This window comes from Vibrio sp. NFR (genome assembly GCF_027587095.1).
GTDB classification, from domain to species: Bacteria; Pseudomonadota; Gammaproteobacteria; order Enterobacterales; family Vibrionaceae; genus Vibrio; species Vibrio harveyi.
Genome location: NZ_JAPPTN010000009.1, coordinates 190,293 through 201,653 on the forward strand (window position 1 = coordinate 190,293; position 11,361 = coordinate 201,653).

At 45.6% G+C, this 11,361-nt stretch carries 11 protein-coding genes; all 11 read right to left on the reverse strand.

Annotated features, from left to right (window positions below):
* Nucleotides 1-10: 10 nt before the first annotated feature.
* The 11 genes from der to fdx all read right to left on the reverse strand — a co-directional run bounded on the left by der (nucleotide 11) and on the right by fdx (nucleotide 11,348).
* Nucleotides 11-1,507 (reverse strand): ribosome biogenesis GTPase Der, encoded by a 1,497-nt coding sequence (der, locus tag OH463_RS17770; protein WP_009697676.1) that lies wholly within the window; start codon nucleotides 1,505-1,507, stop codon nucleotides 11-13.
* Between the two features lie 181 nt (nucleotides 1,508-1,688).
* On the reverse strand, nucleotides 1,689-2,849 hold the full coding sequence (gene bamB, locus OH463_RS17775; protein WP_009697675.1) for an outer membrane protein assembly factor BamB: 1,161 nt from the start codon (nucleotides 2,847-2,849) through the stop codon (nucleotides 1,689-1,691).
* A 12-nt stretch (nucleotides 2,850-2,861) separates the two neighbouring features.
* Nucleotides 2,862-3,476 (reverse strand): YfgM family protein, encoded by a 615-nt coding sequence (locus OH463_RS17780; RefSeq protein WP_009697674.1) that lies wholly within the window; start codon nucleotides 3,474-3,476, stop codon nucleotides 2,862-2,864.
* Between the two features lie 126 nt (nucleotides 3,477-3,602).
* Nucleotides 3,603-4,871: a histidine--tRNA ligase gene (gene hisS, locus OH463_RS17785; RefSeq protein ID WP_005447704.1), complete on the reverse strand. Its 1,269-nt coding sequence runs from the start codon at nucleotides 4,869-4,871 to the stop codon at nucleotides 3,603-3,605.
* Between the two features lie 55 nt (nucleotides 4,872-4,926).
* Nucleotides 4,927-6,045 (reverse strand): flavodoxin-dependent (E)-4-hydroxy-3-methylbut-2-enyl-diphosphate synthase, encoded by a 1,119-nt coding sequence (gene ispG / locus OH463_RS17790; protein ID WP_005424674.1) that lies wholly within the window; start codon nucleotides 6,043-6,045, stop codon nucleotides 4,927-4,929.
* A 5-nt stretch (nucleotides 6,046-6,050) separates the two neighbouring features.
* Entirely contained in the window at nucleotides 6,051-7,016 is a 966-nt protein-coding gene (gene rodZ, locus OH463_RS17795) for a cytoskeleton protein RodZ (protein ID WP_269991846.1), read from the reverse strand.
* A 419-nt stretch (nucleotides 7,017-7,435) separates the two neighbouring features.
* Nucleotides 7,436-8,563 (reverse strand): bifunctional tRNA (adenosine(37)-C2)-methyltransferase TrmG/ribosomal RNA large subunit methyltransferase RlmN, encoded by a 1,128-nt coding sequence (locus OH463_RS17800; protein WP_005447708.1) that lies wholly within the window; start codon nucleotides 8,561-8,563, stop codon nucleotides 7,436-7,438.
* A 210-nt stretch (nucleotides 8,564-8,773) separates the two neighbouring features.
* Nucleotides 8,774-9,199: a nucleoside-diphosphate kinase gene (gene ndk, locus OH463_RS17805; protein ID WP_005440311.1), complete on the reverse strand. Its 426-nt coding sequence runs from the start codon at nucleotides 9,197-9,199 to the stop codon at nucleotides 8,774-8,776.
* 100 nt (nucleotides 9,200-9,299) lie between these two features.
* Entirely contained in the window at nucleotides 9,300-10,598 is a 1,299-nt protein-coding gene (pepB, locus tag OH463_RS17810) for an aminopeptidase PepB (protein ID WP_005447710.1), read from the reverse strand.
* Nucleotides 10,599-10,770: 172 nt separating this feature from the next.
* Nucleotides 10,771-10,965: a Fe-S cluster assembly protein IscX gene (gene iscX / locus OH463_RS17815; protein ID WP_005424887.1), complete on the reverse strand. Its 195-nt coding sequence runs from the start codon at nucleotides 10,963-10,965 to the stop codon at nucleotides 10,771-10,773.
* Between the two features lie 44 nt (nucleotides 10,966-11,009).
* The gene (fdx, locus tag OH463_RS17820; RefSeq protein ID WP_005424889.1) at nucleotides 11,010-11,348 is read right to left on the reverse strand and encodes an ISC system 2Fe-2S type ferredoxin; all 339 of its coding nucleotides are present in this window, start codon (nucleotides 11,346-11,348) and stop codon (nucleotides 11,010-11,012) included.
* Nucleotides 11,349-11,361: the final 13 nt, after the last annotated feature.

The window sequence follows — 11,361 nt, forward strand, 5'->3', positions numbered from 1 at the left end:
ATCTTAGCGATTACTTGTTGCGGTTTTTCACCGCAGACATCATACGCTTGCGCTTACGTTCTTGAGACAGCGTTAGCTTGTTTGTACGGTTCTCGTACGGGTTATCGCTGTTCTGGAAGTTAATACGGATTGGTGTACCCATGATTTCCAGAGACTTGCGGAAGTAGTTCATCAAGTAACGCTTGTACGAATCTGGTAGATCGCGAACCATATTACCGTGAATAACTACGATTGGTGGGTTGTAACCACCCGCGTGCGCATATTTCAGTTTGATACGGCGACCACGAACCATTGGCGGTTGGTGATCGTCTGTTGCCATCTTCATGATACGAGTTAGAACAGAAGTACCAACACGTGTCGTTGCTGACTTGTACGCTTCTTGAATCGATTCGAACAAGTGACCAACGCCTGTACCGTGAAGCGCAGAGATAAAGTGAATACGTGCAAAATCAACGAAACCTAAACGGCGGTCGAGTTCTTTCTTCACGTTCTCTTTCACTTCGTTATCTAGACCATCCCACTTGTTCACGGCTAGTACGATTGAACGACCTGCGTTCAATGCAAAGCCAAGTAGACTCAAGTCTTGATCAGAAATGTTTTCGCGCGCGTCGATAACCAATAGAACCACGTTTGCGTCTTCTACGGCTTTCAGTGTTTTAACAACAGAGAACTTCTCTACTGTTTCGTTGATACGACCACGACGACGTACGCCTGCAGTATCGATCAACACGTATTCACGACCATCACGTTCCATTGGGATATAGATAGAGTCACGAGTGGTGCCTGGCATGTCGTATACCACGACGCGCTCTTCACCAAGAATACGGTTTGTTAGTGTTGATTTACCAACGTTAGGACGACCAATGATTGCCAATTTGATTGGCTGGTCTTGCAAACGTTTGAACTCCGCTTCAGCATCTTCTTCGGTGTAATCTTCAATCGCTAGCTCTTCATCTTCGAATTCAGTCAGATCTTCAATCTCACCTTCTTCAGATTCGCTTGCTAGAAGATCATCGAAAAATGGCGCTAACGCTCGTTCCAACAATGCTGTCACACCACGACCGTGTGCCGCAGCGATTTGGTACATGTCATCAACACCAAGTTGCCAGAAATCGGCACAAGCAGCATCAGCATCAATACCATCGATCTTGTTTACTACCAGCATTGCTGGTTTTTCGATTTTACGCAGATGCGCGGCAATCGCTTCATCCGATGGTGTTAATCCAGCACGACCGTCAACAAGGAATAGCACTACGTCAGCTTCATCAATCGCTGCTAACGATTGTTCCGCCATCTTTGTTTCTACACCTTCTTCCGTGCCATCAATACCGCCGGTATCAATAACGATGAATTCATGTTCTTCGCCAAGGCGAGCTTGGCCATATTTACGGTCTCGCGTTAGGCCAGGGAAGTCCGCAACCAACGCATCACGCGTACGTGTCAATCGGTTAAATAGTGTAGATTTACCTACGTTCGGACGCCCCACAAGAGCAACAACAGGTACCATAACAACCTCTACAATAATCTTTCTTCTGTAGTTATAGGTAACGACTTGCTTGATGCCAAATCAAACCAGCTTTTTACCTATAACCACGTCAGGAATAACGGTTAATAAATAAAAATTTCAAACAACAAAACGGCTCCTAACTGTTACCAGCCAGGAGCCGAATGTGAATTATATCACGATATTATTCGTTGATGGTTAGTTTCTTTACATCGCCATTGCGAGTTGTAATCACGTAACCATCAGACAATAGTGTCGGACCAACAGCAAAACCACTGTCATCGACATATTGTTGTGCAACGAATTCGCCAGTCGAACGATCCATCCAGTGTAGGTAACCTAATGTGTCGCCTACCACTAGATAGTTATCAACAATCACTGGAGCAGTAAGCTGGCGGTATTCCAACTTGCTGTTTTCCCAAAGCTCTGTACCGCTGCGTGCATCTACTGCAACTACGTGATCTTTTTCTGTGATCACGAAGATACGGCTACCGTCTGTAGCAATATCAGTTGCTGACGAGTAGTTACGCTTCCAAATTGGATTTGCAGAACGTAAGTCGATTGCAATAAGTTGACCGTTGTAACCAACAGTGAAAAGAGTGCCGCCCAGTACAATCGGTGAAGAATCAACGTCTACAAGACGATCGATTTCCGTAGCACCTTTTGGAGTACCTACTGGTTGTTGCCAGATCAATTGACCACGTTCAACAATTGCCGCAGCTAGTCGACCGTTTGCTGTCCCCCAGAATACACCACCACCAATAGCCGTTGGCGTGCTATCGCCACGCAACGTTAGGTTTGGAACTTCTGTGCTCAGCGCCCAGCGTTGCTCACCAGTACTTTCATCCAAAGCAATCAAAGTGCCTCGGCTAGTATTTACAATGATCAAACCAGAGTCAGCGACGGGTTTCGCTAACACCTCACCACCTACTTCGATACGCCAGATGATGTCACCGGTTTCTTGGTCAAGTGCAATCACTTCACCATTTTCAGAACCAATGTAAAGGTGTTCATACGCAGCTGTGATACCACCAGAAAGGCGTGCAATCACATCTTCTTCTAGATCAGTTTGCCATTTGAGCTTACCGTTTTCTGGATCTAATGCTTTGACTAGACCATCACGACTTGCAACAAACAATGTGTCGTTAGCAACAACAGGAGACAGCTTCGAGAAATAATGACCTACGCCACCACCAATCGACGTTGACCATTCCGCACTTGGCGTAAACTGACTGTCTACCTGAGGCAATGGAGCCATGACAATGGTGTCTTCCTCGCCAGCACAACCAGCCAGAATTCCCACTGTTAATGCCCCTAACAAGGCTTTCTTAAAGACTCTTTTCATCCAATGCGGTCCTTATTTCGCCAGGTCGTCCAATTTCATTTGTAGTGCAGGGCTAGCATCTGCAGCTTGTTGAGCTTCAGTGTATGCTGTGTATGCTGCCTCTTTGTCACCTTGACGAAGAGCGATATCACCACGAAGTTCTGCAATACGACCCGTCCATGCAGCGTCAGTTACTTTGCCTAGTTCTGCATTTGCAGCGTCAAAGTTACCCATTTCTGCTTCAATACGCGCAATACGGTAGCTGATAAGTGGAGTTAGCGCGGCATCTTTAGTGTTGCTTTGAGCCCACTTAAGTTGCTCAAGTGCAGCTGAAAGATCTTTGGCATCTACTTGTACTTTTGCTAGCTGGAGCGCAGCAAGTACTGAGTATTCTTTAACTTTGTTTGAGTCGATGAACGCTTGAATATCTGCTTGTGCGTCTGCACCTTTGGTTTGCAGGGCGTTCATTACTGTTGTGTAGCTTTGAGAAGCTGCTTCACTCGCCTGAATCACAGAATCCTGGTAGTAACGCCAGCCAAATAGACCACCTAAACCAACAACCGCACCGATGATGACGGCTTTGCCGTTTTCCTTCCACCAGTCTTTAATGGCTTCAACTTGTTGTTCTTCAGTATCGTAAAGTTCCACTTCCTGTCCTCTTAAAACATGTAAATGACAGCGAGGCTGCCATTGTTCCTATTTCGTCGAAAGGCTCCTATCTTGGGAGCCTTACTATTACGAATTAGGATTTTAATCTTTAGCTTATTAAAAGACTTAAATCAGTGCTGCGATCTTCTCAGCAACTTCTGTTTGGTTGTAAGTCTCTTGCTCACCACCCACCAAGTCTTTTAGTACTACGGTGTTTTCTGCAACTTCGTTTTCGCCCAGAACCAATGCTACTACAGCACCGACTTTATCTGCGCGCTTAAACTGTTTCTTGAAGTTACCACCACCGAAGTGACTCATCACACGAACGCCTGGAATAGCTTCACGAAGCTGTTCTGCTAGCTTCATACCAACCATCATTGTGCCTTCGCCTGCTGTCACAACGTAAACATCTACACTGCGACGAACGTCTGTTAGCTCTAGCGTTTCTAGCATCAGTACAAGGCGCTCTAGACCCATGGCAAAGCCAACGGCAGGTGTTGCACTGCCTCCCAATTGTTCTACAAGACCATCGTAACGACCACCGCCACATACTGTACCTTGAGCACCTAGGCTCTCAGTGATCCATTCAAATACCGTGCGGTTGTAGTAATCCAGACCACGAACTAGACGCTCGTTAACTGTGTATTCGATACCTGCAGCGTCTAAAAGTTCACATAGACCTGCGAAGTGTGCTTTAGATTCTTCACCTAAGTACTCAGAAAGGCGAGGTGCATCACCTAAAATAGCCTGAACATCAGGGTTCTTCGTATCCAGAACTCGCAGTGGGTTCGTGTGCATGCGACGCTTACAATCTTCGTCTAGCACATCGATATGTTGCTCAAGGAATGCAACCAGTGCCGTGCGGTAGTCTGCGCGATCTTCTTGAGAACCGATAGAGTTAAGCTCAAGACGAACATGCTCATTGATACCCAGTTCACGCCATAGACGTGCAGTCATCATGATAAGCTCAGCATCAACGTCTGGACCATTTAGACCGAACACCTCAACACCACACTGGTGGAATTGACGGTAACGACCTTTCTGCGGACGCTCATGGCGGAACATAGGTCCCATGTACCACAGACGTTGTTCGTCACGGTTGATCAGACTGTTTTGAATACATGCACGCACACAACCCGCCGTACCTTCAGGGCGAAGTGTTAGGCTGTCTCCGTTACGATCATCAAAAGTGTACATTTCTTTTGAAACGACATCAGTCTCTTCACCAACCGCACGGCTGAATAGGTTTGTTTCTTCAACGATTGGCATGCGCACTTCGTTATAGCCGTATGCGCTCACAGTACTTTTTACTGCGTTTTCAAGTTTTTGCCACAGCGGAGACTGAGTTGGAAGGCAATCGTTCATGCCTCGGATTGCTTGGATTTTCTTTGCCACAATTATTACCGTCGCTTAGTAACCCGAGCACACTTAGTGTGCTCAAGCTATGAGATTAATCTTCTTGTTTGATATCGATGCGGTTAGCTTGATCTAATACAGATGCTTTCGCACGGATTTTGGCTTCTAGCTGATTCACTAGATCATCGTTGTCAAAACGCTCTTTCTGACGTTTTCCGTCTTCGTAGAATGCGCTCTTCTTGTTGCTGCCTGCCAGACCTAGGTGTGAAACCTCAGCTTCACCTGGGCCGTTTACGACACAGCCGATGATAGACACATCCATAGGTGTGATGATGTCTTCTAGGCGCTCTTCCAATGCGTTTACTGTGTTAATCACGTCGAATTCCTGACGTGAGCAGCTTGGACAGGCAATAAAGTTGATACCACGTGAGCGAATACGCAGAGACTTAAGAATATCAAAGCCAACTTTGATCTCTTCTACCGGATCTGCCGCCAACGAGATACGTAGCGTATCACCGATGCCTTCAGCTAAAAGCATACCAAGACCAACCGATGACTTCACAGCACCAGCTCTTGCACCACCAGCTTCGGTGATACCGAGGTGTAGTGGCTGGTCAATCTGCTTTGCCAATAGGCGGTATGAATCCACCGCTAGGAATACATCCGACGCTTTCACACTAACTTTGAACTGGTCAAAGTTAAGGCGGTCTAGATGATCCACATGACGCATCGCCGATTCCACCAATGCTTCTGGCGTTGGCTCACCGTATTTCATCTGCAGATCTTTTTCTAAAGAGCCACCGTTGACGCCAATACGGATTGGGATGTTTTTGTCACGGGCACAATCAACAACCGAACGAATACGCTCTTCGTTGCCAATGTTACCTGGGTTAATGCGCAAACAGTCAACACCGTACTCTGCCACTTTCAGTGCAATACGGTAGTCGAAGTGGATGTCCGCAACGAGCGGCACTGACACTTGCTGTTTGATAAGCTTAAAGGCTTCCGCCGCATCCATGGTAGGAACAGAAACACGTACAATGTCTGCACCCACTTTTTCTAATGCTCGGATTTGTGCGACTGTGGCTTCCACATCAGTCGTGCGAGTGTTTGTCATTGACTGTACAGCAATTGGTGCACCATCACCAATTGGCACATCACCCACATAAATACGCGTCGATTTACGACGAATAATTGGAGATTCGTGTTGCATAATATTTATAACGGTAAAGTGAATCTAGCTACTTTGCCTGAAGTATACCCAGAAAGGTCGACAGGTTCACTTGCAAATGTCATTGTTACGCCTTCAGGTGCGCCTAATATCACTTTAAACGGTGCTTTTCCGACAAGTTCTACATCTTGACCCGGTTTGCGAGTACCACTTACCAGTGTTTTGCCGTTTGCGTCTTTAACTTGAATCCAGCAATCAGCTTTAAATTTCATAGTCAGTAACGTCATGCCTTCTGGAATAACTGGAGTTACTGGCTCTTCTGCCGCTTGAGCATCTTCGATAACCGCAACAGGCTCTTGAGCGGTTTCCTCAACAGCTTCAGCTGTCGGAGTTACTGTTGACTCAGCCATCGCCTCATCAGTCGCGCTCATTGTCGTATCAGCTTCAGAAACAACCGCTGGCGCAGCAGATACAGGAGCGATTTCAGCTGGAGTGCTTGCGATTAGCTCATCTGCGCTCATCTGATCGATATCAGCATCATTGGCAACATGTTCTGTTTCTGCCGTTTCAGAACTCAACTGTGCAAGGCTATTCTCTTGTTGGTTTTGCCACCACCATGCCGCGGAGATACCGGTAATCACGATCGCGATTGCCCAAGTCAGCAACATAATTCGGCTGTTGTGTTTCTCGTGCTTGGTTTTACGAGAGAAGCTTTGCATCTCTGTTTCTTGCGGCTTCACATGAACTTCAGATGTTTGCTCTAAAGCTGCCAAAACAATCTTTTCATCAAGACCAACAAGCTTTGCATACGAACGCAAATAGCCACGCGTGAATGTCGTGACCTGTTGTTCTTCAAATCGATTGTTTTCAATGTCTTCAATAACAGAAACGCGAAGTCTAAGGCGATCAGCAACGTGCTTCTGAGTCATACCTAGAGATTCGCGTTTGTTTTTTAGTATTGTGCCTGCTTCCATAGAAAGAGGCACTTCATTAGTCTTTTCGTGTTCTGTCATAATGGCGGTATTTAATCTGTTTGGTGGCTAACGCAGTTATTTATTTTCGTTTTTGTTCTAATTAAGCCTCACTTAAAGATAGCTAGCCTAAACGCGTTAACCAAAAATAATCTTTTAGAAATTCTCAGTAGTCAGAGTAAGAATGCTCGTCTTGCAATGGTTCAGCAAAGCGTATTGGAAAAAATACTGAGAATAGTCAATGTCGTAGTTATATTTCACTCACCATGATAAGCGAATGTTTAACGAAGACAAAAACTCTTTGCTCTCAAATTAACAGATAGCTCAAGCTTTTGTCCAAAAATTGACACAGCAAAGTAAAATTAGCACCGTTCAGTCTGTCAGCATCAAATGACAATCCACTTGTAATAAACAAAATAGCCAGAGCATAAGGCTCTGGCTATTTCTTTATTCTTGGCGTCTTAAACCGCTTTTACATCGATAGTTTCAGCACCACGTGCTGCTTTTAAAGCTGCGGTACGTTTCGTACGGTCAATAACATCACCGACTAACTGACCACACGCAGCATCAATATCATCACCACGTGTTTTACGAACCGTTACAGTGTGGTCATATTGCATCAATGTTTTTTGGAAACGGTCAATACGTGAGTTACTTGGTTTCTTGTAAGGTGAACCTGGGTACGGGTTAAATGGAATCAGGTTGATCTTGCATGGCGTATCTTTCATTAGCTCTGCCAACTCACGTGCGTGGTCCATGTCATCATTAACATGATCAAGCAGCACGTACTCTACCGTAACTTTACCGCGGTTAGCATTTGAAGACGCGATGTAACGGCGAACAGACGCGAGAAAATCTTGGATATCCCAACGGTCGTTGATCGGCATGATTTCACTACGTAGCTTGTCGTTTGGTGCATGAAGAGAAATCGCCAATGCTACATCAATTTTACCGGTCATCTGATCAAGACCAGAAACAACACCTGACGTTGATACGGTAACTCGACGCTTAGAAAGACCGAAACCAAGATCATCAAGCATGATTTCAAGCGCAGGGATAAGGTTCTTCATGTTAAGAAGTGGCTCACCCATCCCCATCATCACTACGTTAGTGATTGGACGGCGACCCGTTTCTTTCTGTAAGCCGATTTCACGTGCAGCACGCCATACCTGACCAATGATTTCAGATACTTTTAGGTTACGGTTGAAACCTTGTTGAGCGGTTGAACAGAACTTACACTCCAGCGCACAACCAACCTGAGAAGACACACATAATGTTGCGCGGTCATCTTCTGGGATGTAGACCGTTTCTACGTCTTGGTCACCCACCTTCATCGCCCACTTAATTGTGCCGTCTGAAGAATGTTGAGCCTCTGCTACCGTTGGTGCTTTGATTTCACACTTGTACTGCAGTTTTTCACGTAGTTTCTTGTTGATGTTCGTCATGTTATCGAAGTCATCAACACCGAAATGGTAGATCCACTTCATAACCTGATCAGCACGGAACGCTTTTTCGCCTAGCTCTTCCGCGAAAAATTGACGCATGCCCTTGCGATCAAAGTCGAGTAGATTGATTTTTTCAGTGGTCATGTTGCCTCTCAATGACTGAAACAAGAATAAGGGCGCGAATTGTACAGCCTTTATGCAGCTACAACAAGGGCTGTAAGACCCCGACTTCGCTAAGGCATTAAAATATTAATGATTAAATTTTAGCCAATTATTATCATTCATTCTTTCTAAGTAACAGATAAGAAAAAGCCCCGGAAAGATCCGAGGCTTAGGAAGCAAATTAGTACAAGATTAGCGAGGGCAAATCTCTGACTCTGGGAAGAAGTACTCGATTTCACGAGCTGCTGACTCAGGGCTATCCGAACCATGAACAGAGTTATGGCGCATGCTTAGTGCGTAATCGGCACGGATAGTGCCACATGCTGCTTCTTCTGGGTTTGTTTTGCCCATTAGCTCACGGTAGCGTGCGATTGCATCTTCACCTTCAAGAACCTGAACCATGATAGGACCAGATGTCATGAACTCTTTCAGTGCAGGGAAAAAAGGTTTGCCTTCATGTTCTGCGTAAAAACCGCTCGCCTGTTCTTCTGTCAGATGAACCATTTTTGCAGCAACGATACGTAGACCCGCCTTTTCAATACGGTGGTAGATTTCACCAATCAGGTTGCGTTCTACAGCGTCGGGCTTAACAATTGAAAACGTTCTTTCTAGAGCCATAAAGTTTCCTTTTTGTACTTGTAATAATAGTTTTATATGAGTGACTTGCGTCTCTCTTAGTTATACCAGTACAGACGGGGTGTCTGCACTGGTAAAAGTCTTATTTTGCTGCTTGTTCGTTCAAGAAACGAGCAAGTGTGCGAACACCCATGCCTGTTGCGCCTGCAGCCCACTTATCAGACGCTGACTTACGGTACGTGCCTGCACAGTCAAAGTGCAACCAACCTTTCTTGTAATCCTCGACAAAGTAAGACAAGAATGCTGCAGCTGTACTTGCGCCAGGTGAGTAATCGCCAGAACTGATGTTAGATAGGTCAGCAAAGTTTGACGGCAGCATGCCACGGTGAAAATCAGCAAGAGGCAGTGGCCACAGACCTTCTTTCTCTTGGTTTGCCGCCGTTAGCGCTTGATGAGAAAGCTCATCATCAAAGCTCATTAATGCATGGTAATCGTTCCCTAGTGCATTCTTCGCTGCGCCCGTTAGGGTCGCACAGTCAATGATCAGTTCAGGGTTTTGCTCACTTGCGTAAATAAGACCATCAGCAAGAACCAAACGACCTTCTGCGTCGGTATTCATGATCTCAACGGTCTTACCATTTTTGTAAGTGATGATGTCGCCCAGTTTAAGTGCGCGACCAGAGACCATGTTCTCCGCACAACAAAGGATAAGCTTTACACGCTTATTAAGACCACGAAGAATAGCAAGACCAAGACCGCCAGTAATCGTACCTGAACCGCCCATGTCCGCTTTCATTGCCGTCATGAAGTTTGATGGCTTCAAGCTGTAACCACCTGAATCAAAGGTGATGCCTTTACCTACTAGACATGCAAAGACTGGTGCGTTTTCATCGCCTGTTGGGTTGTAATCAAGTTGCAGCATTGCCGATGTGCGCTCAGAGCCACGACCTACGGCATAAATACCTTCCCAACCTTCTGAAAGCAGATCTTTATCTTTAACGATACGAGCCGTTACTGTACCTTGTGGCGCGATAGATTTGATGAATTCAGCTGCCATGGTTGCCAATTGACGTGGCGCCACTTCTTCTGCAGTTTTGTTGATGATATCGCGAGTAAAGTCCGTAGAAGTGATGCGAGCGTGAAGCTCTGCTTGGTCTTGCTCAGAAAGCTCAACCCATTCTAGTGTGCCGTGTTTTTTCGGGTTGCGGTAACCTTGGTGGAATGCCCAAACGCTCTCCAAATCCCAGTTATCACCAGCAAGTAAAACTGAACGAATTCCTTGGCCATCGAGTTGACGCGCTGCACGTTGAATCGCACCAAGATCGTGACCTTCACCTAGGTGAATGGTTGCGCCATTCTCAGCGAAAGAAAGCAGTGCTTTGTCGCCCCAATGTGGTGCCGCTGGTTCTTGGCTAAGAAATACAGACATCTGTGTAGACATGGTTTCTCCTTGTCTTATAACGGCGTTGCCTACGCCTCTTCTTTTTTAATAACTAACGGATGTTAGCATTATGTAGGGTAAAAATGTCAACTTGATAAAAAAACGGACCTAAAGGTCCGCTTTTTTTAGTGAGAATTGTTAACTCTGCTGCGTTTTACCGCCGAATTGAGCATTAGTCTGCTTCGTCCATCCAGCACAAGATAACCGCTTCTAGAATCTTTTCATTACAATGGTTTGGCTCATCGTCAAACTCATCCAACTCCATGATCCATTGGTGAAGATCGGTAAAACGTACGGTTTTAGGATCTAAGTCGGGAAACTTGTCACAAAGCTCAATCGCGATATCGCGAGAATCTGTCCATTTCATTGCTCATCTTCCTTTTGCTTCGCCCCTATGTTGGGGAGATAGTATTAGTGATCTTCCGACGCGTGGTTTAGCGTGTATTTTGGAATTTCAACAACCAAATCTTCATCCGCTACTTTTGCTTGGCAACCAAGACGAGATTCAGGCTCTAGACCCCATGCTTTATCTAGCATGTCATCTTCTAGCTCTTCACTCTCTTCTAGCGAATCAAAACCTTCACGAATGATCACGTGGCAGGTAGTACATGCACATGACTTTTCACATGCGTGTTCGATACCAATGCCATTTTTTAGCGCTACGTCTAGAACGGTGTCACCAGTGTTTGCTTCCAACACTGCACCCTCTGGGCACAAATCTTCGTGTGGTAATACAATAATCTTAGGCATAACTACTTATCTC

Excerpts from the sequence above, each read along its gene's own strand:
- iscX (WP_005424887.1), bottom strand. The coding sequence starts at position 10,965 with ATGAAATGGACAGATTCTCGCGATATCGCGATTGAGCTTTGTGACAAG.
- fdx (WP_005424889.1), bottom strand. The coding sequence starts at position 11,348 with ATGCCTAAGATTATTGTATTACCACACGAAGATTTGTGCCCAGAGGGT.
- ispG (WP_005424674.1), bottom strand. The coding sequence starts at position 6,045 with ATGCAACACGAATCTCCAATTATTCGTCGTAAATCGACGCGTATTTAT.
- rodZ (WP_269991846.1), bottom strand. The coding sequence starts at position 7,016 with ATGACAGAACACGAAAAGACTAATGAAGTGCCTCTTTCTATGGAAGCA.
- OH463_RS17800 (WP_005447708.1), bottom strand. The coding sequence starts at position 8,563 with ATGACCACTGAAAAAATCAATCTACTCGACTTTGATCGCAAGGGCATG.
- bamB (WP_009697675.1), bottom strand. The coding sequence starts at position 2,849 with ATGAAAAGAGTCTTTAAGAAAGCCTTGTTAGGGGCATTAACAGTGGGA.
- pepB (WP_005447710.1), bottom strand. The coding sequence starts at position 10,598 with ATGTCTACACAGATGTCTGTATTTCTTAGCCAAGAACCAGCGGCACCA.
- ndk (WP_005440311.1), bottom strand. The coding sequence starts at position 9,199 with ATGGCTCTAGAAAGAACGTTTTCAATTGTTAAGCCCGACGCTGTAGAA.
- der (WP_009697676.1), bottom strand. The coding sequence starts at position 1,507 with ATGGTACCTGTTGTTGCTCTTGTGGGGCGTCCGAACGTAGGTAAATCT.